The 25,688-nt window shown below is 55.7% G+C and carries 25 protein-coding genes; 9 read left to right on the top strand and 16 right to left on the bottom strand.

Going from position 1 to position 25,688, the window contains the following annotated elements; translation table 11 throughout:
- Positions 1-4: 4 nt before the first annotated feature.
- The 4 genes from KUO20_RS13215 to dctP all read right to left on the bottom strand — a co-directional run bounded on the left by KUO20_RS13215 (position 5) and on the right by dctP (position 4,861).
- The gene (locus KUO20_RS13215) at positions 5-1,690 is read right to left on the bottom strand and encodes an ABC transporter permease (protein WP_235040309.1); all 1,686 of its coding nucleotides are present in this window, start codon (positions 1,688-1,690) and stop codon (positions 5-7) included.
- Positions 1,691-1,858: 168 nt separating this feature from the next.
- On the bottom strand, positions 1,859-3,193 hold the full coding sequence (locus KUO20_RS13210) for a TRAP transporter large permease (protein WP_235040308.1): 1,335 nt from the start codon (positions 3,191-3,193) through the stop codon (positions 1,859-1,861).
- On the bottom strand, positions 3,190-3,693 hold the full coding sequence (locus KUO20_RS13205; RefSeq protein ID WP_235040307.1) for a TRAP transporter small permease subunit: 504 nt from the start codon (positions 3,691-3,693) through the stop codon (positions 3,190-3,192). Before KUO20_RS13205 ends, KUO20_RS13210 begins: the two co-directional genes overlap by 4 nt.
- 64 nt (positions 3,694-3,757) lie before the next feature.
- A complete protein-coding gene (gene dctP / locus KUO20_RS13200; RefSeq protein WP_235040306.1) occupies positions 3,758-4,861 on the bottom strand; it encodes a TRAP transporter substrate-binding protein DctP in 1,104 nt (367 codons plus the stop codon).
- 393 nt (positions 4,862-5,254) lie between these two features.
- Here dctP and KUO20_RS13195 point away from each other — a divergent pair, with 393 nt between their 5' ends.
- Together KUO20_RS13195 and KUO20_RS13190 are read left to right on the top strand one after the other, a co-directional pair.
- On the top strand, positions 5,255-7,471 hold the full coding sequence (locus KUO20_RS13195) for a tRNA(Met) cytidine acetyltransferase TmcA (protein WP_235040305.1): 2,217 nt from the start codon (positions 5,255-5,257) through the stop codon (positions 7,469-7,471).
- Between the two features lie 27 nt (positions 7,472-7,498).
- Positions 7,499-8,965, top strand: a complete 1,467-nt coding sequence (locus KUO20_RS13190; RefSeq protein ID WP_235040304.1) for an aminoacyl-histidine dipeptidase — start codon at positions 7,499-7,501, stop codon at positions 8,963-8,965.
- Between the two features lie 114 nt (positions 8,966-9,079).
- Here the strand turns inward: KUO20_RS13190 and KUO20_RS13185 are convergent, their stop codons facing one another.
- The 3 genes from KUO20_RS13185 to KUO20_RS13175 form a co-directional block, all read right to left on the bottom strand.
- Positions 9,080-10,264, bottom strand: coding sequence for an MFS transporter (locus tag KUO20_RS13185; RefSeq protein ID WP_235040303.1), 1,185 nt, complete (start codon positions 10,262-10,264; stop codon positions 9,080-9,082).
- Between the two features lie 283 nt (positions 10,265-10,547).
- Positions 10,548-11,024 carry a Dps family protein gene (locus KUO20_RS13180; protein WP_192536089.1) on the bottom strand — a complete coding sequence of 159 codons (477 nt, stop codon included), beginning with the start codon at positions 11,022-11,024 and terminating at the stop codon, positions 10,548-10,550.
- Between the two features lie 197 nt (positions 11,025-11,221).
- On the bottom strand, positions 11,222-12,358 hold the full coding sequence (locus KUO20_RS13175; protein ID WP_235040302.1) for a glycerate kinase: 1,137 nt from the start codon (positions 12,356-12,358) through the stop codon (positions 11,222-11,224).
- Between the two features lie 120 nt (positions 12,359-12,478).
- On the opposite strand from KUO20_RS13175, the gene KUO20_RS13170 reads away from it, so the two are divergent.
- The 4 genes from KUO20_RS13170 to KUO20_RS13155 all read left to right on the top strand — a co-directional run bounded on the left by KUO20_RS13170 (position 12,479) and on the right by KUO20_RS13155 (position 15,187).
- Positions 12,479-13,039: a hypothetical protein gene (locus tag KUO20_RS13170; RefSeq protein ID WP_235040301.1), complete on the top strand. Its 561-nt coding sequence runs from the start codon at positions 12,479-12,481 to the stop codon at positions 13,037-13,039.
- A complete protein-coding gene (locus tag KUO20_RS13165; RefSeq protein ID WP_235040300.1) occupies positions 13,036-13,395 on the top strand; it encodes a hypothetical protein in 360 nt (119 codons plus the stop codon). Before KUO20_RS13170 ends, KUO20_RS13165 begins: the two co-directional genes overlap by 4 nt.
- A complete protein-coding gene (locus tag KUO20_RS13160; RefSeq protein WP_235040299.1) occupies positions 13,392-14,057 on the top strand; it encodes a DUF1007 family protein in 666 nt (221 codons plus the stop codon). The genes KUO20_RS13165 and KUO20_RS13160 overlap by 4 nt, the downstream gene beginning before the upstream one ends.
- 80 nt (positions 14,058-14,137) lie before the next feature.
- Positions 14,138-15,187, top strand: coding sequence for a nickel/cobalt transporter (locus KUO20_RS13155; RefSeq protein ID WP_235040298.1), 1,050 nt, complete (start codon positions 14,138-14,140; stop codon positions 15,185-15,187).
- A 22-nt stretch (positions 15,188-15,209) separates the two neighbouring features.
- Here KUO20_RS13155 and KUO20_RS13150 read toward each other — a convergent pair whose 3' ends face one another.
- Positions 15,210-15,629: an HIT domain-containing protein gene (locus KUO20_RS13150; RefSeq protein ID WP_235040297.1), complete on the bottom strand. Its 420-nt coding sequence runs from the start codon at positions 15,627-15,629 to the stop codon at positions 15,210-15,212.
- Positions 15,630-15,804: 175 nt separating this feature from the next.
- Between KUO20_RS13150 and KUO20_RS13145 the strand changes: the two genes are divergently transcribed.
- Both KUO20_RS13145 and KUO20_RS13140 read left to right on the top strand, forming a co-directional pair.
- Positions 15,805-15,936 (top strand): entericidin A/B family lipoprotein, encoded by a 132-nt coding sequence (locus tag KUO20_RS13145; protein WP_096278113.1) that lies wholly within the window; start codon positions 15,805-15,807, stop codon positions 15,934-15,936.
- 110 nt (positions 15,937-16,046) lie between these two features.
- Positions 16,047-16,418, top strand: coding sequence for an I78 family peptidase inhibitor (locus tag KUO20_RS13140; protein ID WP_235040296.1), 372 nt, complete (start codon positions 16,047-16,049; stop codon positions 16,416-16,418).
- A gap of 28 nt (positions 16,419-16,446) precedes the next feature.
- Here the strand turns inward: KUO20_RS13140 and KUO20_RS13135 are convergent, their stop codons facing one another.
- Entirely contained in the window at positions 16,447-17,052 is a 606-nt protein-coding gene (locus KUO20_RS13135; protein ID WP_235040295.1) for a LysE family translocator, read from the bottom strand.
- Between the two features lie 97 nt (positions 17,053-17,149).
- Between KUO20_RS13135 and KUO20_RS13130 the strand changes: the two genes are divergently transcribed.
- Complete coding sequence (locus KUO20_RS13130; RefSeq protein WP_235040294.1) at positions 17,150-18,544, top strand: aminotransferase-like domain-containing protein; 1,395 nt, start codon at positions 17,150-17,152, stop codon at positions 18,542-18,544.
- A gap of 1 nt (position 18,545) precedes the next feature.
- Here KUO20_RS13130 and KUO20_RS13125 read toward each other — a convergent pair whose 3' ends face one another.
- From KUO20_RS13125 to KUO20_RS13095, 7 genes are all read right to left on the bottom strand, one after another.
- A complete protein-coding gene (locus KUO20_RS13125) occupies positions 18,546-19,550 on the bottom strand; it encodes an ion transporter (RefSeq protein WP_235040293.1) in 1,005 nt (334 codons plus the stop codon).
- Between the two features lie 32 nt (positions 19,551-19,582).
- Positions 19,583-20,110 carry an acyl-CoA thioesterase gene (locus tag KUO20_RS13120; RefSeq protein ID WP_235040292.1) on the bottom strand — a complete coding sequence of 176 codons (528 nt, stop codon included), beginning with the start codon at positions 20,108-20,110 and terminating at the stop codon, positions 19,583-19,585.
- A 100-nt stretch (positions 20,111-20,210) separates the two neighbouring features.
- Positions 20,211-21,521, bottom strand: a complete 1,311-nt coding sequence (locus KUO20_RS13115) for a short-chain fatty acid transporter (protein WP_235040291.1) — start codon at positions 21,519-21,521, stop codon at positions 20,211-20,213.
- 133 nt (positions 21,522-21,654) lie between these two features.
- Positions 21,655-22,959 carry an MATE family efflux transporter gene (locus tag KUO20_RS13110; protein ID WP_235040290.1) on the bottom strand — a complete coding sequence of 435 codons (1,305 nt, stop codon included), beginning with the start codon at positions 22,957-22,959 and terminating at the stop codon, positions 21,655-21,657.
- A gap of 17 nt (positions 22,960-22,976) precedes the next feature.
- Positions 22,977-23,225 carry a YfhL family 4Fe-4S dicluster ferredoxin gene (locus KUO20_RS13105; RefSeq protein WP_235040289.1) on the bottom strand — a complete coding sequence of 83 codons (249 nt, stop codon included), beginning with the start codon at positions 23,223-23,225 and terminating at the stop codon, positions 22,977-22,979.
- Positions 23,226-23,297: 72 nt separating this feature from the next.
- A complete protein-coding gene (gene coaD / locus KUO20_RS13100; RefSeq protein WP_422823145.1) occupies positions 23,298-23,717 on the bottom strand; it encodes a pantetheine-phosphate adenylyltransferase in 420 nt (139 codons plus the stop codon).
- 71 nt (positions 23,718-23,788) lie between these two features.
- The gene (locus KUO20_RS13095) at positions 23,789-25,672 is read right to left on the bottom strand and encodes a beta-ketoacyl synthase (RefSeq protein WP_235042482.1); all 1,884 of its coding nucleotides are present in this window, start codon (positions 25,670-25,672) and stop codon (positions 23,789-23,791) included.
- Between the last annotated feature and the right edge of the window lie 16 nt (positions 25,673-25,688).

Genomic DNA, 25,688 nt, shown 5'->3' with positions numbered 1-25,688 from the left:
TCAATCAGTGCTTAGCGCCAGGGCGTGAGCGGCGCATGGCCATACTGAGCAGGATAACCGGCAGAATACCCACCACTACAATCGCCAGCGACGACGTCGAGGCTTCGGCAAGTCGCTCGTCTGACGCTAGATTATGTGCCCTGACTGCCAGCGTATCAAAGTTGAATGGGCGCAGAATAATCGTCGCGGGCAGCTCCTTCATTACATCCACGAAAACTAAAATACCTGCCGCCAGCAGGCTGCTGCGCATCATCGGCGTATGAATATGCCGCAGCGTGCCGCCTGCCGTTTGGCCCAGAGTGCGTGAGGCCGCATCCATGCTCGGCGTCACCTTGCCCAGGCTTGCCTCAACCGCATTGAAGGAAACGGCTAAAAAGCGCACCACGTAGGCATAAATCAAAATAAACGCCGACCCGCTAAACACTAGGCCGATGATGTAGCCGTAGTGACTGTGGAGCCAAGTATTAAGCGCGTTATCTAACCAGGTAAAGGGAATCAAAATACCCACGGCAATGACGGAGCCAGGAATCGCGTAGCCCATGGAGGCCACTCTGGATGCCACGCGTGCAAACGCCGTGTCGTGCATGCGCACGCCATAGCTCAACACAACGGCTAAGCCTACGGCGATCAGCGCGGCCACTGTTGCCAGACCTAGGCTATTCCAGGCGTAGCCGATAAAACGTGAGCCCCACTGAGAATCACCTCCGTTTAACGCTAAATTCAGCAAAATACCGCTGGGCAGTAAAAAGCCAACCAGTACGGGCAGCAGGCATGCCAGCGTCGCTCCCAGGGCTCCCCAGCCGCGCAGCGCGTATTCGGGCAGCTGCTGGTAGCGATTCGTGGTATGAAAATAGCGCCGCTTGCCCCGCGACCAGCGCTCCAGCAGCACCAGAACAATCACAAACGTCAGCAAACAGGCCGCTAATTGAGCCGCGGCGACCTGCTCGCCCATGCCAAACCATGTGCGGTAAATGCCGGTGGTAAAGGTATCGACACCAAAGAATTGGACCGCCCCGAATTCATTCAGCGTTTCCATTAGCACCAGTGATACTCCGCCCACTAGCGCCGGGCGTGCTAACGGTACCGCAACGGTCGCAAACAGCTTCCACGGGCCGCGTCCTAGCGTGCGGCCCACATCCAGTACGCATACCGATTGCTCTAAGAAAGAGGCGCGGGCCAACAGGTAGACGTAAGGATAAAGCACCAGCGTAATCACCGTCGCAGCACCGCCTAGCGAACGCACGTTGGGAAAGTAATAGTCGCCATATTCCCAGCCAAACATATCGCGCAGCATGCTTTGCAAGGGGCCCGCAAACTGCAAAAAATCGGTGTAGGCGTAGGCAATTACGTAGGTGGGAACGGCAAGGGGCAAGAGCAGCGCCCACTCAAACCATCGTTTACCGGGAAAGCGGCACATAACCACCAGCCATGCAGTGCCTGTGCCGATGATTAATGTGCCCAAGCCTACCGACAATACCAGCCAAAAAGTGTTGTTTAGATAGCGGCCTAGTACGGTACTGGCTAAGTGCTGCCAAACGCCATCGGTGGGCATCACGATATGAGCAAACACTACCAGTACCGGCAGCGCAACGATGAACGCCACTGCGATTAGCGCTATCGACCAGGGGGTGGCGCGATGGCTAAGCGAAGAGGAAAAAGCGAATAGCCCGCGATAGCCGGATCTGAACAAGCGCACACTCCTTACATCAGCAGTATTAGTGCAGCAAACGCCTAATGCGAATCACTGACGGCTGTGAATAGTAGCATTAGCCGTTCGCGGCTGCAGCGTTACCAGCGGCCCTTGACGCAAAAAGCCCGCCGAAGCGGGCCCTTAAATACGCGTTTGTGAATAGAAAGATTAGTATCCCAACATCATGCTAGGCAGCCCGGTAATCAGCCAAGGGAAGAATGACATGAGTAAGCAGGCGAATAGGATCAGCGCTACAAAGGGTACAACGGCTTTGTATAGATCAACGATTTCGACCCCCGGCGGTGCGACGCCTTTTAAATAGAACAGCGCATAGCCAAACGGTGGGGTGAGAAACGATGTCTGAAGTACGACCGCCACCATTACCACGAACCACAGCATATCTACGCCCATAGCGTCGACAATGGGTAGCATGATCGGGAAGCTCAGCAGCACAATGCCGGTCCAGTCCAAGAACATGCCCAAAATAAATACCAGGAACAGCATAAGAATGAGCGCGCCAACGGTACCGCCAGGCATCGCCATGACTAAATCGCTGATTACTGTCATGCCGCCACCGCGGGAGAACACGCCCGTAAAGGCCGTGGCGCCCACTAGCACCAGCATCACCATGGTAGTGGTTTTGCCGGCTTCCACCATGGTCCAAAAGCAGGTGGATATTTTGCGATCACCGAAGATCAAAAACAGAATGAAGGCGATAAGCACACCGATTGCCGACGCCTCAGTGGCCGTGGCAATACCGGTAAATAGAGCGCCTAGCACCCCGAGAATTAATGACATCGGCGGCACCACGTACTTTGCCAGCATGATAAGCAGCTGCTTTGTACTGACTTCTGCGCGTTCTTCTGCCGGTACTTTAGGGCCATAGCTGGGCTTGAGATAGCAGATGATCAGCACGTAAAGTGCATACATCACGCCCAGCAATAGGCCGGGAATTAGCGCGCCTGCAAACAGTGCGCCCACAGAGACCGGTGAGTAGCTCGCCATTAAAATCAGCATGATGCTCGGCGGAATCAATATGCCTAAGCAGCCGCTGGCCATAATGACGCCCGCGCTAAGTTCTTTGTTGTAGCCATACTTAAGCATGGGTACCAAGGCGATCATGCCCATTACCGCAATGGAGGCGCCAACAATCCCGGTGGTTGCCGCGAGCAGAACCGACACAATGACCACGGTTAGCGCTAAGCCGCCGCGTAGGTTTGCGAGCAGCAGGCGCATGGCATCAAACATTTTCTCGGTGACGCCCGAATCGTTTAAGAACCTCGCCATCAAAATGAACAGCGGTATCGCCACCAGCACGTAGTTGTCCATGGCGTTACCGAAGATATTATTGACTAAGGTGCCGAGTATGCGCTCACCAGGACCCAAAAACGCGCCAATAACGGCCACGCCACCGAGCACAAAAGCGAGTGGATGACCCATGAATAGCCCGATCAGCAGGCCGCCGAACATCACCAGCGTGAGTAATTCAGGGCTTAAGTTCATGCTGATGTCTCCTCGCGAAGCTGCATGATGGCACGCAGCACAATAGCAATCGCCTGCAGCAGAATTAACACGGCGGCCACTACAATCACCCCTTTAATCGGGTAAACCGGAATTGAGACCATGCCATAGGTGGTTTCACCGCGGCTCCAGGCACGCTCAAAGAAGCTCCAGCCCAGGGTGATCAGCATCCAGATAAAAGGCACAAAGAAAATCAGATAGCCCAGTACTTCAAGTGCCGCCTGCTTCTTACGCGACAGCAGGCGCTTTAAAACATCAACTTCAACATGCGCATGATGGCGTAACCCATAGGCTGCCATCAGCATAAAGTGGGCGCCAAACAGCATCTTGGTAACGTCAAACGCCCAGTCGCTGGGCCGGCCAAAGAAAAAGCGTGAGGCAATATCGTAAAGAACGATCAGGGTAATGATGGCAATCAGCGGTGCGATGATGCGCCCAAACGCCTCGTTGATGGCATCGATCGCCTTGGCAATCGCATTCATGGAAGATCTCCGCAGTCAGCACAAAAAAACCGCCTCAGCAAAACCGAGGCGGTGCATAAGCGCCTTATAGGCAGGCTTCGATTTCTTCCAATGAGGGGAGGTTATCCATCACTCGGCTCATGTTGAAGGGCGCCGATACGTCGCGCCAAGTAGCATAGTGCTCAAGATAAGCAATCATTGATTGATACACTTTGGCATGGTCAGCATTCTCACAAGCGCCGCGTAGAATAACGTCGTTGGTGATTTCTTGAATGCGTGCCAAATCTTCTTCAGAGAACTGGTTAATCGTGATGCCGGCATCAATAAACTTTTGCGTGGCTTCAGTTGACTGTCGCTCAGACCAAGCAAGTGACCATGCCATGGTGGCATCTGCAGCAATGCGCAGTTTTTCTTGCGTGTCTTCTGAGAGTGCATCCCAGGCATCTTTATTGATCATTACGCCAAACACGCTAGCGGACTGGTGCCAGCCTGGCGTTGCCCAGTAGTCAGCGACTTCTGCGAAGCCAGCCTTAAAATCAACGCCCGGGGTTGAGAACTCGCCAGCATCAATAACGCCACGCTCGATGGCTTGATACACTTCGCCACCGGCAAGAGTGACTTGTGAACCCCCCAGCTCTTCTAGTACGCGGCCCTGATCACGACCCGATAGGCGCAGGCGCTTGCCTTCAAGGTCAGCGATGCTTTCGATTGGCGTGCGGCCCATAAAGCCGGATTCGTTGTTAGTAATGCCGTAGGGCAGATAGATCATATTGAACTGGCCGTAGATCTCTTCGTACAACTCGCGGCCGCCCCACTGCTGAATCCAGTTAAGGTAATCAACGCCATTAAATAGGCTGGTGGTCGTCGCCAGCGGTGAGAAGGCGGGGTTTAGTCCCGCCCAGTAGCCCGGCCAATCGCCAGCCGCTTCAATACTGCCCGTTTCTGTGGCATCAAATACTTCGGTGCCGGGCATTAAGGTACCGCCCGCGCGGAAGTTGATTTGCAGTTCGTCACCCGCCAGCTGATTGACCAGCTCAGCCCAGTGCTGGTCAATCTTGATCAAATCAAGGTTTTCCGGCCAGGTAGAGGTCATCGTCCACTCTTCTTGTGCTTGGGCGGTAGTGGTGAAAGCAGCAAAAGCGATACCAGCGGCAAGACCGCTGAGGGCAAATTTTGTGGTTTTTTTCATGATGTATTTCCTGGTTTGGCGTATGGCGTTATTAGTGTTTGTTACCGGGATGCAGGAAAGTGCAGCGTAGCAAAGGTTACGTTTACGTAAACAAGGAGATTTTAGCGCTGCAACGCTAAACTAGCACACTCACCCCGCTGCGACGCAATATCAGCTAATGAAGAGGTTTCGGTTGAGTCTTGTGCTGAAAGAATAGCTAAGCATCTGTTAAATAATGAATTAACTTTTTTTTGAAGTTGTCCTGACAAGGGTTAAGTAGTGAGTCAGCGTTGAAATGAGCCGAATTATGCAACCAAAGTTGTAAGTCAAAGCCCCGCTATGAGAGGCTCGGCGACTGATTTGATGGGGTGACGCTATGGTAAGCGGTGGCGGCAAATAGAAAAGGGAATCACGGTGGATGCAGAAACACAGGCAGAGAGTCATGCGCTAGATAGCCAGCAGCTACGCAGAGTGGCGGCGTTAGTTCATCACGCCCAGCGTTTGGCACGCCGCCATTGGCGTCAGTTGGTATGGCTAAGCGGCGGTGCCCAGCAGTCTCGGCGCCTCGCCCAGGCGCTGTGGCAAGCACATCCTTGGCAGGCGCCGGTGTGGATAGGCAGCGACAAAGAGACGAACCAATGTGAGTCGTCTGCGTGTTCGCCGGTACTCACGCCCCGTAAAGCGCGCACGCGACTGGGGGCTGAGCATCAGTTGGTAGTGCTCGATACTCATGACACCGGCTTTGATCCTGAGGCGCTGGGCGCGCTGTCAGGAACCCTAACCGGCGGTGGTTTGCTGGTACTTATCACGCCACAGCCATGGGGGCAGGCACCCGACCCAGACTACGCCCGCTTTGCGGACCATCCGCTGCGCTGGGAAGAGCTCAGCTGTCATTATCTTGCGCGATTAGCACGCCAGCTGCAGGCCTCTGATCAGATCGTGTGCTGGCGTGCGGGCGGCGCGCTGCATTTGCCCCGTTTACTTCCACGTAGCGTTCATGGCAATGAGCATAGCCACAATGACGCTAATAATGGCTGCCTGAGTGGCGATAGCGACTGCTTGACGGCCGATCAGGCGCAGGCTGTTAGAGCGTTAGTGGGCCTGAAGCGCCGCCGGCCGCTGGTGATAACCGCTGACCGCGGGCGTGGAAAAAGCGCGTCGCTGGGGATTGCCTGCGCTAGGCTGCTTGCTGATCAGTCCCGTACGATCGTGCTCACCGCGCCGCGCCTTAGCTCGGTCGAGAGCGTGTTTGAACGCGTAGTGGCTCTTTGCCCAAGCGGCAGCCGCGTTGCCCCGGGTCACTTTGTCTTGCCTCAGGGCAGCGAGCTGCTTTATCTAGCGCCGGATGTTTTAACCGAGCAGATCAACGCGCAGCAGCAGGGCGGCGATGGCAGCTATTTGCTGGTGGATGAGGCGGCGGCCATTCCTGCTGCTTTGCTGGGCCAGTGGCTTGGCGCTTTTCCACGCGTTGCGTTTGCGACCACGGTGCATGGCTACGAGGGTTCTGGACGCGGCTTCGCGCTGCGCTTTCGGGCCACGTTAGACCGGCTGGCGCCGCAGTGGAAAGCGCTCACGCTTAAAACTCCGATTCGCTGGCGTATCAATGACCCGCTGGAAGATTTAGTCAATCGACTGCTGCTGTTAAAAGCGCCGCTGCCTAACGCGCAGGCGCAAGAAAGCGCTGAAATAACCACTGTCGTTGATCGCGCCGCGCTCGCTCAGCAAGACACTAGGCTGGAGAAACTGTTTGGGCTGCTGGTGCAGTCGCACTATCGCACCTCGCCCAACGACCTGCGCCAGCTGATTGACGGCCCGGGTGTTGAGCTGCGCACTATCGAACAGGCCAATGAGCCTCAGGCCGTATTGGTCACTCGCGAGGAGGGTGGTTTTGAGGCGGGCCTTGCTGACCAGGTTGCCCGCGGTCAGCGTCGTCCGCAGGGGCATTTATTGGCTCAGTCGCTCGCCACTCACACGGGTAGCCGCGCCGCGCTGACCGCTCGCTGGCGCCGGGTAGTGCGTATCGCCACTCATCCTGAGCGGCGCCGCCAAGGATTGGGGCATGCGCTGCTACAGGCGGACATGAACGCCGCGACGCAGCAGGGCGTGGCGCTGTATGGGGCCACCTTTGGCGCTGAGGCATCGCTGCTGCAATTTTGGCTGGCGCAAGGTTTCATCCCGATACGCTTAGGCATTAGCCGCGAGACCTCGACCGGTGAGTTTGCCGTGATGGTCGCAAAAGCGCTGAATGGACAGGGAACGGATGTGCTGGCTGATCTTAGCGAGCGCTTCCAGGCAGCGCTTTTAGGCCTGTTGGCGTTTGAACTTAACACGCTGCCCGCGTCAATGGTTGCGCTGCTGCTCGCTACATTGCCTGGCGCGGCGTTGAGTGGGCGTGAACGTCAAGATATTGACGATGTGGCTTTGGCGAATCGCGATCCGGCGCTGGCGAGAGCGGCGCTGCAGGCTCTGGCCCGTGAAGCCAGCCGCTGCGTTTTAACGGAGTCGCAACAGCTCGCACACCAACAATTGGCCGCGTGGGCATTTCAAAACCGACCGCTAGCGAAGGCTCATGGCGAGGCAGTTCAAGCCTTACGCTTCGCTGTGCATACACTCATTGAACCGGTAAAGTAGGCCGGTTGCCTATAATGAAGAGTCACCATGAACGCACATCTTGAAGCGCTAGCGCCCACAATCGTTTGGCGCCACTTTCGAACGCTCTGTAATACGCCACGCCCGTCTGGCCATGAAGCGGCGCTTGTCGCCATTCTTGAGGCCTGGGCCGATGCGCAAGGCTTTGCCCATGACCGTGACACCTTTGGGAATTTACGCCTACGTAAATCCGCTTCCCCAGGCTGCGAGCAGGCGCCCGGCGTAGTGCTTCAGGGCCACCTGGATATGGTGGCGCAAGCGAATAGCGATCATGCGCATGACTTTACCCGCGATCCAATCAGCACCTATGTCGCCGACGGCTGGCTGCACGCCGATGGCACTACCTTAGGTGCTGATAACGGTATGGGCGTAGCGGCTATTCTTGCCGTGCTAGAAGACCCCGATTTACGCCACGGGCCGCTGGAAGCCCTGTTCACCTTGGAAGAAGAAACCTCCATGGGTGGGGCGTTGAATCTAGCCGAGAATTGGTTAGAGGGTTCGCTGCTGCTCAATCTGGACAGCGAAGATCGCGGCCAGGTCTATATTGGCTGCGCCGGCGGGGCTGACGTTGAAGTGGATGCTCAGCTACCCAGCGCTGCCGTGAATGATCATGAGCAAGTGATTAGTATTGCGCTCACCGGTCTAAAAGGTGGCCATTCCGGCATTGATATCCATAAACCGCTGGGCAACGCTAATCGCCTGCTAATCAGAGTGTTACGTTCTCTGGAATCGTTTGATGCACGGCTAATAAGCTATCACGGCGGCACCTTGCGTAATGCGATCCCCCGCGAAGCGTTTGCCCAAGTGGCGCTGCCAGCCGATGAGGTTGATGCGGCCATGGTCGCCATCGCCGGGCTAGAGACTATTTTGCTGAGAGAGCTGGGCAGTGGTGACAGTGGGCTTAAAATCAGCGCCCAGCGCGTAACGGAAACACCCGCTGCTGAGCCGTTAACCTTGGATGCTAGCTTAATGCTGTTGGCCGCGCTGCATGCCGCTCCCTGTGGCGTTGAGCGGATGAGCGCCGACGTGCCTGGCGTGGTAGAAACCTCCAATAACCTGGGCGTGTTAAGCCTGGAAAACGGCCGCCTACACCTTTGTGCATTGGTGCGCTCACTGCACGATAGTGCGGTAATTGCTATGAGCGACCGTTTTCACGCGCTGTTTGGCCTCATTGGCGCGCGGGTGAAAGTGGAAAACGGCTATCCCGGCTGGGCGCCCAATCCAGATGGCAAGCTGTTGGCGACGTTCAACGCCCGCCATTTGGCGCTGCTAGGCCGTGAGCCAGAGGTAAAGGTAGTTCACGCAGGGCTCGAATGCGGCATTCTAGGCAGCAAGTACCCGCATCTAGATATGATCTCGTTTGGGCCGCTGATTCGCGGTGCTCACTCACCGGATGAGCGGGTAGAGCTTGCGTCGGTAGAGGAGTTCTGGCTGATGCTGCGAGCGTTAATTGAGGATCTTGCCGAAGCTAAATAACGCGCTTAAGCGTATAAAGATACGTGTATAAAGATGGCCTATTTCAAGCCCTTGGTGTTGTTTATCCCAAGGGCTTGAAACGTTAGGGGCCAATGTCGCTATCGTTAAAGGACGCTATGCCTGCTTACCAAGCGCTGATTGAGATGTCTGGCTGTCGCTACCGCGCCGTGCCAAATAGGGCAGCAGGCTAAGTAGCCCAAGAACGGCCAGCAGCGTGCCGACCCAAAGCGGTGAAAGCAGGCCATAGCCTGCGCTGATACCGAGACCACCTAGCCAAACGCCCATTCCCAAGCCAATATTGATCACCGATGCATGCACCGTGTTGACCAGCGTGCCCGGCCGGGCCGTTCTCATCACCCGTGCCACCATCGCGGGGTTCATTGTGACACCCACCAGCCCGATCAAAATGACCATCATAATACTGGCCGTGGCGCTTTGCGCTAGCAGCGAAAACGCCACCAGTGCCGCGATTAGCAGCAATAGCCCGCAAACCATTACCGAATACGTGTGCTTATCCGCGTAGCGTCCCACCACCGCATTGCCGACGATATTAGCGACGCCATACATGCCAAGCAGCCAAGGAATTGCCGTTATGGAAAACCCGGTTACTTCTGTCAGGATCGGTGTGAAGTAGCTGAAGGCTGCGAATGTCGCGCCGATAATGAAGGCGCTGGTGGCATAGGCAGCCCACAAGTGGCCATTCTTAAACTCGGCCAATTCCCTGCGCAGGCCAATGGGAGCTGACGATTTCGATAGCGGCACTCGAATGCTAATGGCAACGGCGCATAGCGCCGTAAGCGCCACCACGAGCCAGAAACTGGCGCGCCAGCCTACATTCTGGTCGATCAGCGTGGCGATCGGAACGCCGAGCGCTGCCGCTAGCATTAACCCGCCCAACACGATTGAAGCAGCGCGTCCGCGTGCCTCGACAGCGACGACCTCTGCACAGATGGATAACGACGTGCCGATACAGGCTGACGCCGCCACGCCTGTCACGATGCGCGCTAATGTCATAATCGTATAGCTGTCGGTCGATGCGGCAATAGACTGCGCGGCGGCGTAAAGCGCTAGCAGCCAAAGTAGCGCCGATTTGTTGGGTACGCGAAGTTTGAGCAGGCCAGCGGTTAGCAGTGGGCCGCCAACCACCATGCCAAAGGCATACATTGAGATGAGAGAGCCGACCTGCTCTAGCGAAATATCAAACGCTGCTGCCAGCGATGGCATCATACCCGCGACCATGAATTCCGATGTGGTCAGTGAGAAGATAGTTAGTCCAAGAATATAAACAACGAGGGGCATGAAAATTTCCTGCTGTGTCACGGGCATTAAAAGTGAGTAGCTAAAAAGCTGACTCAATATTGCTTGCTTAGGGAGCTTCTGATTAACGTAATGAGCGCAGGCTATACAAGGCAAAAATCAACGAAAAAGCGGAGTTTACGAGCTGTAAATGAGCATTTTGAGGCGATTTTTAACGCCGAATAGGCAAGCGCAATAGTTAATCAGAGGTTCCTTAGAAACATAAAAACGGCACCCTTAGTGGGTGCCGTTTGACGTACCTATTGCTAGGCGGTTATTTAACCACTTATTTACTCAAGTAAGCGTTCAGCATCCAAATGGTTTTTTCCTGCTCACGGATGTAATCACCGGCTTGAGAGGCCGTGCCTTCATCGTCGGCGTCCGACGCTAGGGCCAGTAGCTCACGCTGCAGTTCAATGAGCGTTTGGTAGCCTTTCAGAACGCCTTTGACGCAGGTTTTGCCGTCGTGAACATCCTTTTCTTCCTGAATGTTCGAAAGCTTTATGTAGTCGCTGTAGGCGTGCACTGGCTTGTGGCCTAGCGTCAAAATCCGCTCGGCGACTTCATCGACCTTGGTCAGTAGATCGGTGTAATACTCTTCAAATTTGACGTGGAGTTCGAAGAAGTCACTGCCCCTGACGTTCCAGTGATAGCCACGTACGTTCATGTAAAAAATCTGATAGTTGGCCAGCAGATGATTAAGCTTTTCGGCGAGCTGGCTAGCGCTGCCTTCGTGTAGGCCAATGCTATTGGTGTCTGTCATATCCTGCTCCCTATCGGTGCCGCTGGCGCGGCGGTTAATGCGTGATATGCAGCATAGGGCGTATTGGACGCGATGCAAAACAGGTTTTATGTATCGCTACCATAGCGCCACGACATTAGGTCTGTGTCGGCTGCCTGTGACTGATTACTAAATGCTGGCAGCCATTGGTTTTTTCAAGGCCTGAGGAGAAACATTCACTATCGCTGGGAGGCTGCCCATAGCCGTAGCAGGCTTTCGCAGCGTGCCTCAAGCAGCTCGGCGGTGCGTGGCAGAGCATCTTTTAATGTCATCGGGCCATCGGCTAATGCAAATGCCGCGGTCACGCCTTCATCCAAGCAGGCTTCCCAGCCATCGCCGAGGCTGCCTGCGAGCACAATCACCGGTTTATTGGCACGCTGGGCCGCGCGGGAAACGCCGATAGGTGTTTTGCCCGCTAGGCTTTGGCCATCCAGGCGGCCTTCACCGGTAATCACCAAGTCTGCATGGGCTAGCAGCTTGGCCATGCCGGCCTGCTGCATAATCATTTCAATACCGGGTTTTAGGGTGGCGTTCAAAAACGCCTTTGCGGCAAACCCCATGCCGCCAGCTGCCCCCGCACCGGGCAGCGCTCGATGGTCGCAGCCCAGCGTTTGCGCACTGATATCCGCAAAGTGGCTAAGGGCTTGATCGAGCTGCTCGACTTGCTGTGGTGAAGCGCCTTTTTGCGGGCCGAACACCGCACTAGCCCCGCGTTTGCCTAGCAGCGGGTTATCCACATCAACCGCGGCTTCTAGTGTGAGGCTGGCTAGGCGATGATCCAGCCCCTCAAGTTCTAAACTATTTAACTGGCTAAGTGCCGCCCCGCCGGAGGGCAGCGGTTTACCCTGTTGATCGAGAAACTGCGCGCCCAGCGCCTGCAGCATGCCGGCACCGCCGTCGTTAGTGGCGCTGCCGCCGAGCAGCAAGAGTGCCTTTTCAGCGCCTTGGTCAAGCGCTGCGAGTAGCAGCTCACCGACGCCAAACGTCGAGGTCGTTAAGGCGTTACGCTCCTCTGCGGTGAGGTGTTGTAAGCCGCTGGCTTCTGCCAGTTCGATAAACGCGGTACGCTGGTCGCTTAGCCAGCCCCACGTTGCTTGGCGCGGACGCCCCAGAGCATCTTGAACGCTCAGCTGGCGCCGTTCTGCGCCGGTGGCATCGATCAGTGCATCTAAGCTGCCTTCGCCGCCGTCAGCCAAGGGGCAGGTCTGAACGTGTGCATCAGGCACCGCGCGTTTTACACCCCGCGCCATGGCTTCTGCGGCCGCCTGGGCGCTCAGCGCATCTTTGAAACTGTCAGGGCAAAGCAATATATTCATTGGTACGGACTCCGCAAAACGTTCTTATCAAAATATTGTCATCATAATACGGCCATTGTTGGCGAGCTCAGCGCGCTAATCAGCGGTAAACCAGCGGCCTCGTCCGTTAGAGGATCTAACATGAAGTCGATACCGATAAGCTTAACTTGTCTGCTGACACTGGCTGGCTGCCAGGCGGTACCTGATCGTTTGCCACAAGCCGAGCCTGCCCCCGCCGCGGCTTGTTATTTTCCCACCTCAGCAGAGGGTGCGCTTAAAACCAGCGTGGATGTGCTCATCGAAGAAGGGTTTACCCTAAGCTCTACCGATACCACATTAGGTCTGATTAGCGCCAGTCGTGAGCGTGCGCTGCAGGGGTATTATGATCCTTACGACAACGCCTACGGCTATGGGCGAGGAATGCGGGTATTTGGCGGATTGGGGTTTGGGCGGGGCGGATCAGGGGTGGGTATCGGGCTCGGCGGAATCGGTTTTGGCGGCGGGATAGGCCAGCAGCCAGTTGAAGTGGAGCGTGTCTCGTTGCTGGTGAGCGATGCCCATATACGCATCTCCCGAGATATTCGCCGCTTTGATCACGTAGGTGATTTACGTGAATCCTATAGCGCCAGTAACGACGATTTCTGCCGACGCTTTCAAACCAGTTTTGAACAACGCGTGCCGGCAACGAGGACACCGCTATGATGATTCGCCAGTGGCTGCTGATAAGCCTGCTGGGCGGGCTGGCAGGCTGCGCAACGACGGCACCGCTTGAGACTCGCGAGCTTTATTATACCACTGCGCCTGAAGAGACCTTTCGCGAAGCGGTAGAGCTCATGGTGGAGCAGGGCTACGTGGTTCGTCATGCGGACATTTCACTAGGACGAGCAGAGGCATCGCTTGCTCGGTGGCCAGAATATCGTTTACAGCTGCAGGTCAGCGAGGAGCGCAGCGGTAGTCGGGTGAGTGTTTCCGCGCTGCGGGGTAATCAGCCACTGCCTCCCTACGTATTAGATCCATGGCTTGTGTCCTTACAGAGCAAACTAGGCGTTGCGCCATGAGGCTAGCGCACGCTGCTATGGCATTGGGGATGGGAGTGAGCGGCTTGGCCGTCAGCGCGGATGTCCTCGCGCACCCGCATGGCTGGATTGATCTTAGCGCCCGAGTCATGACAGATGATCAGGGCGTCGCTAGCGGTTTATATCAAACGTGGCGAATGGACCCGTTTTACAGCCTGGTTGTCTTTGAAGAACTGCAGCAGGTAGAAGGCGCAAGCCTTGAACAGGGGCTTGATCAGTTGGGAAAAGAAATTCGCGACAATCTCTCCAGCGAGCACTATCTCACCGAGGTAAGCATTAACGGTGAGCAACAGGCGCTGGGCGAGGTGAGCGAATATACCGCTATGGAACGCGATGGCCGGCTAGTTTTCATGTTTATTCTGCCGCTGGAAACGCCTCAATCCCTGACCGACTCAACCCTTACGTACCAAGTGTTTGACCCCACCTACTACATCGAAGTAGTGCATGAGGCGGACGATAATCAGCCCACCGATGAGGCACTAATACTAGAGGGAGAACTTTCCTGTGAGCTGAGCATTCTGCCCGCTAATCCTGATCCTGAACTGGTGATGCAAGCCGCATTGCTGGATAAAGGTGAAAGCGGTGAGTCAGGGTTGGGACGCTATTTCGCGGAAACGGGCAGCGTTGATTGTACGGGTCGCTAAGAGTGTTATTTTTCACAAAATATCGGCTGATAATTGGTCTTTATATGTTATTTTATAACTTTTAGCGGCGAGACGTAACGATGCCCTTAGCACGGCCTTTAACACGATCCTTCACACGCCATTCTGGCTTAATACTTTGCTTGCTTCTGGTGGGCGCAGCGCTGGCCGTTATCGTTTGGACTGGTGCGCTACAGGGCGTGAGCTATCAATTGCTGGCCTGGCAGCGAAGTTTGCATCGGTCGCTCACGATGGCGATTACCGAACTGTCAGGCGCTCCCACGCTGACCACATGGGTGAGCCTGCTGAGCATTAGCTTTGTTTATGGGGTGTTCCATGCCGCTGGGCCAGGGCATGGTAAAGCCGTACTGGCGACCTATTTAGCGACTCATGGCGGCGCGGTGAAGCGTGCGCTAGGGCTCTCTTTTGCAGCCTCCTTACTCCAGGGGCTCACCGCCATTATGCTGGTGGTGGTACTGGTGTACGGCTTGGGCTGGGTAACGCGCCAAGCGATGGGCAGCGTGGTGTGGGTTGAACAGGCAAGCTTTCTACTCGTAGCCGCCCTGGGTATATGGCTATGTTGGCGAGCCATCAAGCAGCTTCGGCGTGCCTACCAGCCTGACGTCGCAGCGCACAGCCACAGCCATGAGCACGGTCATGAGCACGTTAACAGCCACGAGCACGATTTTAGCCATGACAGCCACTGCTGCGGCGGAGCTCATCACATTGAGCCCCAGCAAGTGTTGGACTGGCGTACGGCGCTGATGACGGTGGGCGCCATTGGTATGCGTCCCTGTAGCGGCGCAGTGCTGATGGTTGGAGCAGCTAGTTTGCTAGGCCAATTTTACGTGGGCGTTGCGTCAGTAGTGGCGATGTCGATTGGCACAGGCCTCACCGTTTCAGCGCTTGCTGTCGCCAGCATTTTGGCACGTGGATGGGCGCAGCGGCGCTTGGCTACACAGCAGCATAGCGAGCGTCGTGTGCAGAAGGCCGTCGGCTGGCTGGCGTTAACCGGTGGAGCATTCATCATCTCGCTAGGAGTTTCACTCAGCGTTGCGGGAATCACCGAGCCTGCCGGCGGGCCGCTGCTTAACGAACCGCCCGCCCGAGTGGGGCACCCTTTAAGCGGATAAGCGCTAAGGGGATAAGCGCTGACTAAACATCTAGCGTTTGAGTGTGTGCGATCAGCTGGTCACGTATGTGAGCCTGGCCTTCCAAGTCATAAGGTTCAGGCGTGCCGTTGCCCCATACGGGCGCCGGCCAGGTAGCATCGCCATGCTGACGTATGACGACATGCACATGCAGCTGGCTCACGACGTTGCCCAGCGAGGCAATATTGAGCTTGTCGCCACCAAACGCTACCTTCATTGCTTCGCCTAGCTGCGTTGCCTCGCGCCATAGCTGCTGTTGATCCGTGGCGGACAGTTCAAATATTTCGCTGACCGCTGCATGTCGCGGCACTAGAATGACCCATGGGTAGCGCGCGTCATTCATCAGCAGTACGCGACAAAGAGGCAGATCTGCCACGGGGAATGTGTCGTTGGCAAGGCGTTCATCAAGCGTGAAGTCGTTCAAGTAATAGGCTCCCGTCTACTTAATAGGTGTTTATTAGCATAGCAGTCGCGGCATGACGTAGGGAAAACAAGCGCAATTGCGAAAACGCTGTTACCCTAAAAAAACTCCCCGGCGGCAAGTCGCATTGCCAGTGGAGTTTCCCCCGATGTTGAATGACTCGTTAAGGAGAACGTAAATGAAAAAATTATTGGCCATGAGCTTTATGCTGCTGATGACGGCAGGTGTTCTGTCCGGTTGTAACACTATTTCTGGCGCTGGCCAGGATGTGCAAGAAGGCGGCAAAGCCGTCCAAGATGCAGCTGAATAATTAGTTAAGGCTGGATCAGAGATAACGCTAGTATTCCCACGGGCTAGGCTAACGCCTAGCCCGTTTGGGTTCATCGTCTCATTTTTTGATTACGTTTTGGAGATTCAAGGATGAAGCCTCGCTTTACCCTGTCTAAAGTGGTGGCCATCGGCGCCTTCACTATGCTGCTAACGGCGTGCGTTAGTTCTCAAATGCCGATTTCACCGGCTAACGATGATGTAGATGCCGCGCCGCCCCCGCCAACGGTCACTTCCAGCAATGCCGCTCAAGAGCAGGCCTCAACCTGTGATTTAGAGGCTATCAACTATGCGATAGGTGAGCCGTTCGATGAAGCCGGGGTGTCCCAGCTGCAAAGCGAAAGTGGCGCCAGCCAAGTACGTGTCTTACGTCCAAATGACATGGCGACCATGGACCATCGTCCTGATCGCTTGAACATTCATCTTGATGATCAAGATGTTATTGCCGATGTGCGCTGCGGCTAAGACGCACGGCGCTTTGACCCATGCAGCGTTAGCGTAAAATCAATACAACGCAGGCGGCGGTCAGCGCACCCATGGTTATATTGAACGCACGCCATGCGCGGTCGCTTTTGATCCATTGCCCAATCGCACTGCCAAAAGCGGCCCATAGCGCTATACACGGCAACCCCACTAATTCCGCAAAGCCGGCGAGTATCAGCGCATTGAGAATCGGAGGGCCGCTTTCCGGTAGAAAGCCCGCCATCAGTGCAAGTCCCATCACCCACGCTTTAGGGTTAGCAAACTGAAACGTCGCTGCCTGCCAAAATGTAAACGGCACGCTATGCTCCTGGGCCTTAAGATTGGGTGGCGGTGCGGTGGCAATCTTCCACGCCAAATAGAGCAAATACAGGCTGCCGAGCCAGCGCAAGGCGAGCTGGAGCGATGGATAGCGCTCAAAAATCACACCTAAGCCCATCGCAATGCCCGCGAACAGTACAAAGCAGCCGCCCAAAATTCCCCACATGTGTGGCAGCGTACGCCGAAAACCGAAGTTAGCCCCAGACGCCGTGAGCATGATGTTGTTTGGGCCAGGCGTTAGCGTCATCGACATCATATAAAGTGCGGCAGGGCCCAGAATTAACCATTCACTATTCATTTTTTGTATCCATACAATTTGCGTTTTAAGATTGTGTTAAGGCTGCTTTTGCTAGCATAATGGGGATTAATATGACGTCAAAGGTTTTATTGTTACCATGACAATTTGGGTGCCTTCATTAAGTGAGTTTTCTGGACCACGTTATCGTGCTATTGCCAGCGCCATCGAATCCTCTATTCAGGCCGGGACACTGCTACCTGGGGAGCGTTTGCCGCCTCAGCGACGGTTGGCAGATGCGCTAGGGGTGACCGTTGGTACGGTGACGCGCGGTTATGCTGAGGCTGAGCGCAATGGGTGGGTGTCGGCCAGGGTAGGCAGTGGCACCTATGTGAAACGCGAATCCCAAGCCAGCGCTTTTAGTCCGACATTTCACAATGACGAAGCGCCTGGCGTGATCGATTTAAGCCTTAGCGTACCGCCACCACATCCTTTGCGTCAGTTGCTGCTGAGTGAAGCACTGGTTGCCTTAAGCCAGTCAGGGGCCGCATTAGCTCGGGGGGTTACCTATCAAGAGGCCCAAGGCCGCCGTGAGCAGCGTGATGCGCTAGCGAGCTGGTTGAATAGCTTGGGAATGCCGTTTAGTGCCGATGAGCTATTTATTACTCAAGGTGGCCAGCACGGTATTAGCCTAGCGCTCAGTACGTTACTGCGGCCGGGCGAGCTGCTGGCTGCTGATGCGTTAACTTACCCTGGCGCTATTAGCGCCGCGCAACAGGCGCACCTTAAACTGGTTGGAATCGGTCAAGACCATGAAGGAATGCGGATGGATCTTCTTGAGGCTCAGTGTGCCCGACAGCCTCCCCGAGCTATCTACCTGACACCGGATCAGAACAATCCCACCGGCGCCTGTTTAAGCGAGCCGCGTCGCGAACAGCTGGTGGCGTTAGCAAGGCGTTATGATATTTGGCTGATTGAAGATGGCGTGCAATATTTGCCGGTGGAGCAGCGCGGCACGCCGCTTTATCAGCTTGCACCGGAGCGCACGCTGTTCGTTTTCAGCACCGCTAAAGTACTCGCGGGCGGACTGCGTATTGGTGTGCTACGAGCGCCGACATGTTTGCATGAGCGACTTGCTACGGGGCTCCGCTCGCAGAGTTGGATGGTCCCCCCATTGATGGTTGATGTGGCCTGTCACTGGGTCAGTCAGGAGGCAGCTAAGGAGCTGCTTACTTGGCAAACCCAAGAGTTAGCTGAACGTCAGCGGTTAACGGCCGAATGGTTACAAGGTTTTACCCTGAGTGGGCGTTCACATAGCAGCAACGTCTGGCTCACGCTGCCGGAGGGTCGTCGCGCGGTGGAGTTATGTGAACGATTACTGCAGCGGGGCGTGAAGGTCAGCAGCGCAGAGCCATTTTGTGTCGGGAGCACGCCAGCGCCACAAGCGATTCGTTTATGTATTGGCGCCGCGTCAGACCGCAGCAAGCTCATCCATGCATTGAGCGTTGTTGCTGCCTGTTTAACTGAACGCCCGCTGGCGCCCGCTACGTTGTAAATTATTCATAGCGGTCTTTCCACTCTTGATGGCGCACTTGGTCTTTTAGCATTTCGAGAACATCGTATAGCACCTGCTCTGTCACGCGGCTGCTGCCTTCATCGACCGTTAACCAAGTGTCAAAACCGCTGTCGGCGGTGCGCTCTACTAGCTGCCTGAATTCGTCAGAATGAATGCCGAGCAACAGCTCATCGACTAAACGCTGGGCAACGCCGCTTAACGAGGCTTCCATTGCGCTGGTTGCCTGCTGCCCCATTGGCAAGCGATTAAAGCGCTGAATCTCAGGGCTTTCCCGTAGCGTACGGCTGACTAAATCGCTAATCGCCGCCATGATCGACTGGCGGTTATGCTGGTAGGCTTTGCCGATAGTACTCTCTAGCCTCTGAGCAATCTCCTGAATCAACTGAGCTTTGCGCGGCATGATCACACGTTCAATCACACGCTCGGTCAATGAATCAGTAGAGCGAATTTGCTGCTGCACGTTGCCTAACAAACGCAAAGCGATACGGTCGGAAAGCTCCTCAAGCAATATGTTGTAATATTTGGCAAAAAATAGGTAAATATCCCAACGGGTTACATCAATAATACGCAGGCGATGCAGGCGGTTGATTAAAGATACGACGCGTAGAATACGCAGCAGGCGGAAGCCTTCTAGCGGAATACAGCCCAGCACGTCATACCAGTGCACAAAGGGGTAAAAGAACCAACGATGATAGCGCCGTTCGGCAATAGCGATTGACCAGCCTAGTAAAACATCGGCTACAAAGAAGCTGACAAACACTAAGTCGATAGTGATAAAGCGGCTGTGGATCGTGTCATCGTAAAAGGTATGAAACCCTGGTGCGAGGCTGGCGATACCTTGGTTGATAGGGCCGAGCAGAAACAGCGAATCAAACAGCAGCAGGGCGAGGTTAATGATCACGAGCGTCAAAATGAAAAAATCCCAACCAATATGGGCATATTCGACCGCTTTAGGCCGGTGCAGGTAGCGTTCCCTGGCAGGCATTCGAACTCCTTGTGGTGGGATGATGCCGTTTTTTACTGAGCCCGTGATTGGTACTGCTGTTGTGTCAACAGTTCTTCACGCTCCGCCTGTTTGCGTAACTTCTTACGCAGCGCTGCCTTTTCAAATCGCAGCTTTTGCAGCGGAGTTGCCAAATTAAGCGGCGGTACGCTGGCGGGCTTGCCATCAGCGTCGACAGCGACCATCGTCAGGTAGCAGCTGTTGGTGTGGCGAATCAGCTTATTGCGAATATCCTCAGCCACGACCTTGATGCCAATTTCCATTGATGAGCGCCCAACGTGATTGACGCTGGCTAAAAAAGTCACTAGCTCGCCAACGTGAATCGGCTGTTTAAACAGCACCTGATCCACTGACAGCGTTACAACATAGTGGCCCGAATAGCGGCTGGCGCAGGCAAACGCGACTTCATCGAGCTTTTTAAGAATGGCGCCGCCGTGAACTTTACCACTGAAATTCGCCATATCCGGCGTCATCAGTACGGTCATCGATAGTTCGTGCTGCCCAGGCAGGGCGCTGTTCGCACTTATTTCGGCGTCGGTCATGCGGTGTTCCTGCGTTTATTTTAAAGCGTTAATTATTGCCCGCCGCATCTCAATGGTGAGTTCGCGGCGAGCAACGGAGAAGTGCAAACGAGGTGTCGGGTTAGAACCACACCAGTCCGATGGAGATAATAATACCGGTGATAAATAGCTGAATCAGGCAGAAGCCCATAATATCTTTCGCCTTCAGTCCGGCAATGGCGAGCACGGGCAATGCCCAGAAGGGCTGCAGCAGGTTAGTCCAGGCGTCGCCCCAGGCAACGGCCATGGCAACGCGTGAAATATCGGCACCTAGGGCTTGAGCCGCAGGTAGCATGACCGGCGCTTGCACTGCCCACTGGCCGCCACCGGAAGGTACAAACAGGTTAACGATACCCGCACTAATAAATGACCAGAACGGTAGCGTTGTCGCCGTGGCAAAGGACACAAGCCATTCGGACATGCTCTCTGCTAACCCGGATTGCACCATGATCGCCATAATGCCCGCGTAAAACGGGAACTGAATAACGATACCCGCGCCGCCTTTAATCGCCTCGTTTAGGCTGTTCAATAAATTACGTGGCGTGCGGTGCAGCACAATAGCCAGGAATAAAAACAGGAAGTTAACCACGTTTAGGTTCAGGCTGCCTCCGCGCAGTAAAAAGTGATCAAGCAAAAACAGCAGCCCAGGCACCCCGACCAGTAGCGCGAGAGCCATACTATTTTCGAGCTTTTCAGCCGGCCGTGTAATACGCCCCATCTGCTCTGGCTCATCTTCGAGCACTTTAGGGTCTACGTAAACGCTATCCTTTTCATCTGGCAGCATCATGCGGTTGACGAGAGGAATAGCAATAAACAGACAGATCACAATCGCGATATTGAAGAAGGCAAAAATCGTTGAGCCGGTGCTAATCACGCCAATTTGATCGGCGGCGAAGTGGCCCTCGGTCGCAATCGTCAGCGGTATCGAGCCCGCTAAGCCGGCGTGCCAAACGACGAAGCCTGAATAGGCGCTGGCAACCAATAGCCGGTAGTCAACGCGAATCAGGCGGGCCAGCTCTTTAGCAAATAGCGCGCCGACAACCAGGCCAAATCCCCAGTTGATCCAGCTCGCTGCCAATGAGACCAGCGTGACTAAAATGATAGCACCACCGGGCGTTTTTGCGGTGCCGGCAATTTTTTGCAGAATGCGCTTTACCGGTGGAGAGCTTGCCAGCATAAAGCCTGTCACCAGCACCAGTAGCATCTGCATGGAGAAGGTCAGCAGCCCCCAGAAACCGTCACCCCAAAACCTTAAGACGGCCAGCGGTGACTGGCGCTCAATAGCAATCGCGGCGACTGACGCGATGAGCGTCAGCAGCAGAACGAAAATGTACGGGTCAGGCAGATAGCGCTCCACCAGCTTGACCGCCGGTTTTGATATCATTTTAAGCATGGGATGCTCTCTTTTCTCATTATTAGGAAGTGCGTGCTGATCCGTGGCTAATATACTGGGGAGGGCGGTATTTTTCACCTTGAAGCTGCACGCTTCATCTCACGTTAGCTTAGTTGACGCTAATTGCCCCGTTTTAGCGCCAGCGGTTTAGCTGGTAGCGGCGATGGTAGTGACGGCGATAGTAATGGATCAATACCGCCGAGCGAACCAGGGTGAACAGCATAAACGATAGCCAGAGCCCATGATTGCCGAGCCCTTGGGTTAGCCACCAGGCGGGCAGGTAAGCGGCGAGGCCGATAAAAATACTGTTGCGCATTTCGCGCACGCCGGTGGTGCCGATAAAAATGCCGTCGAGTAAATAGCTCCATACTGCAATCAGCGGCATAACGACCATCCACGGCAGATACTGCGCCGCGACTATGCGCACTTCTTCAAGGCCGGTAAGCAGGGCCACCAGCCCGTTACCCCCGACGGCGAATAGGCAGGCAGCGGCGCCCGCGGTCCAAAAGGAAAAACGTGCGGCGGCGCGCACGGTAAGCGCAAACTCGCGCCAGTCTTTGCGCCCGTAAGCGCGCCCCACAAGCGATTCTGCCGCGTGGGCAAAGCCATCCAGGGCGTAGCTGGTCAGCATAATAAATTGCAGGAGCACCGCATTGGCCGCCAGTATGGTGTCGCCTTGGCGCGCCCCCTGAGCGGTAAAAAAGGCCATGACAAATAATAGCCCCAGCGTGCGCACGAACAAATTGGCATTGACGTGAAAAAGCGCCGTGTAGGCCGCTAGCGCGAGCAAACGTTCGCGCAAAAAAGTACCTTTCAACGTGGCTAGCTGGCGCAGCACTAAATAGCCGCCGAACGCAAAAGCCGTGTAGTCAGCAATTACGCTGGCCCAAGCGACGCCGTTGCTGGTCATGCCTAGCCCCACCACAAACCAGATATCCAGTGCGATATTGACACTGTTGGTGAGTAGCAAAATCATTAGGGTAACGCGCGAATTTTGCTGGCCGAGAAACCATCCTAAAATCGCATAGTTAGCGAGAACGGCTGGCGCCGACCAGAGGCGTATGTGGGCATATTCACGGGCTAGGTGGGTGGCCACTTCGCTACCGTCTAATAGCCATAGCCCTAGTGAGATTAGCGGTGACGCAAATAGAATAAGCAGAACGCCGATCACCAGTGCCATGATCAACGACTGGCCCAGCAGGTTGCGCACGTCAGTGTCGTTCTCGCGCCCCATAGCTTGAGCGACCAGCCCTGTGGTGCCCATGCGTAAAAAGCCAAATCCCCAGTAGAGGAAGCTAAAGAGCATCGCGCCTAGGGTGACGCCCGCTAAATAGCGAGAGTCGGGCAGGTGCCCAACCACGGCGGTATCCACCAGACCCAGCAGTGGGACAGTAATATTAGATAAAATGATTGGCCAGGCGAGGGCCCAAATACGCACGTTAAGGGCTGAGCCGCTTAAGCGGCAGTGATGATGCGGTACTTCGTCATCAGCTGTTCTTGGCTCTCGTGACGCTCAGGATCGAGTGGAATACAGTCTACCGGGCACACTTGCTGACACTGTGGCTCATCAAAATGACCAACGCACTCAGTGCACAGGCTAGGATTGATGACGTAAATCTCCTCGCCTGGGGAAATAGCGTCATTGGGACATTCGGGCTCGCAGACGTCGCAGTTAATGCACTCGTCGGTAATCATCAGGGCCATGGGCATACCTCGCGGATGGCTGGCGCACTCAGGGGATCAATACCTGAGTGTTTTACTCAACAATGGCGTTGGCTAGTTAGTGTAATGCTTACGCAGCGCCTCGGCGACCTGCGGATGAACTAATGGGGAAATGTCGCCGCCGAGCTTGGCAATTTCACGCACAATGGTCGAAGAAATATACGAATTTTCTACCGCAGGCGTGAGGAACACGCTTTCGAGCTCCGGATTTCGTGCGCGGTTCATATTGGCAAGCTGCAGCTCGTACTCAAAATCGGATATCGCGCGCAGGCCGCGCAGTATGATCGATGCGCCCTGTTCGTGCATCATGGCGGTGAGCAGGTTTGAAAAGCCAATCACCTCAACATTGGGCAACGCCGCACAAACCGTTTTTGCTAGGGCTATGCGTGTTTCCAAGGTGAGATTGGGGCGTTTGCCTGGGCTTTCGGCGACCGCAATCACCACCTTGTCGAACAGTCGCGCACCGCGCTCAATCAGGTCGAAATGACCGTTGGTGATCGGGTCGAAGGTGCCTGGATAAACGGCGATATTGGCATTGCCGGTGCTCATGACGACGTTTCCTCGTCTAGCCGGCCAAACGGATTGTCACTGGTTAACGAGATAGCGTGATCGTAGCCGGGAATGTGAATTCGGTCAGCATGTATATCCAGCTCTGGCCCTTCAAGCACCGCCTCGCCAAATTGATAGCGGGGTGCGTAGTGGCCAGAATCTGCCTGGGCAAGATAGGCCGCCGCCGTTAGGCGAGTCGTCTCGCGACGCTCTTTCCAGGCGCTCACCGCCGCTGCGCCATGGCGCTGAGTTAGCAGGCGCTCGGTCACCGCTGGGGAAAGCACCACCCCGGTGGCATTGTTGCCCCCGAAGCCTTTGGCATTGATAAAAGCGGCATCGGCATGAAATGCCTGTGTCGTTTGCGAAAAGCGCAGCCGCTCGGCATGGACATCGTCTGCCACCGCGTCAAGCGTGGGGATGCCCGGCAGCAGGCCGTGGGCAAAGCTGCCTAAGGCGCTCGCTAGCTGGTCGCCCGCAGCTGAACCTTGCGAGTGGCCGATAAACGCTTTAATGGCGACCACGGGCCAATCGGTGATCCCGTTGGCGCGAGCAATTTCATCCAGGACATGAGATTCAGTGGTGCGATTCTTAGGCGTGCTGGTGCCATGGGCGTGCACAAAACTGCGTTCTTTCAGCGCTTTTTCACCGAGCATATCGCGCACTAGCGCCGCCGCTTTACCCAGGGTGATGTAGTTGCCAATGCCCGGTGCGGAGATTGAGCGCTTATAGCCATCGGCATTGACGAACACATCGGGCACGGCGCCCAGAATGTCGGCGCCAACGTCCATTGCTAAGGTATCATCCATTAGCATTACGAACTGGCTGGCTTCTGCCATTGTAAAGCCGCAGTTGCGTGCAAACGGCCGACAGGCGCGCTGATAGTCAGCATCAGTGAGCAGCTCCAGAGCATCTAGCGCTTTCAAGCCTGCATCGTCAGCCAACGCACCCATGGCCCTAAAGCCTTCAATAATTTCTGGCGTAATAGGGGCGTCGGCGGTGCCCACCATCACTATCCGCCGTCGCCCGGAGCGAATGTCGTCAATGCCGAGGCGCAGGTTATAAAGGAAGCTTGCGCAGGCGCCTAATGCGGCGCCGGTGCCGCCTACGCTGCCAAGCACGTAGGCATTTAAAAAGTCGGCAGGCATTTGGCCATAGCCCAGCGGCATCTGCTTAGACGTAGCACGCTGGCCGCTCACCAGGCTCTTCAGCAAGCCACCCCAGCCCTGATCGTCTAATTGGCCGATAGAGTTCCCGGCGTACACGGCAATATGATCCGGGCTAAGCTGCTGTCGCAGCGTTTCCCAGGAAAGGCCGCTGGCACCTAGGCAGTCGCTGGCACCAAACACCGCCAGCGATAATCCGCGAGGGTGGTGCACGCTGCGGTAGAGGCTGGCAGGGTCAAAGCCGCTGGGTAGCTGAGCCGCTGCACGCACTTTAGGAACCTGTGCATCGGGCAGTAGCACTTCTAGCACGCCGGCGGGCACGCTAACCTCTACCTCGCGGGCATCAATATCGCGCACCTGCCAGTCTGCCGGCAGGTGGTCGGGCAGCTGGCGTCGACGCAGCGTAAAGCGCATCGGCTCAGCAAGATGCATGCTGGCCTGCCGATTAGACGGCATCCCCGGGTCGAGAAAACGCGGGTCTTCATTGCGGCGGATCAGGGTATGGTTAAGCACCTGTTCACGCAGCGACTCAGCAGGGGCATCTACAGGCTGGCCAGACTGATCAAGCCAACCTTGGTCGGAGTGCTGAACAAGACGCATAAGCGCCGCCAAGCCTTCCAGTGTCTGGCGTTGCTGGTCAGCAGGAAGAGCATCAAGCACGGTGCGGCGGAAGGCCTGATGGCCTGATGTTCTGCCTGCGGGATTGATGCCACCCATGCCGACAATCACCGGT

The sequence above is a fragment of the Vreelandella profundi genome, assembly GCF_019722725.1.
Taxonomy (GTDB): Bacteria; Pseudomonadota; Gammaproteobacteria; order Pseudomonadales; family Halomonadaceae; genus Vreelandella; species Vreelandella profundi.
This window is presented reverse-complemented; position numbering and strand designations above follow the sequence as displayed.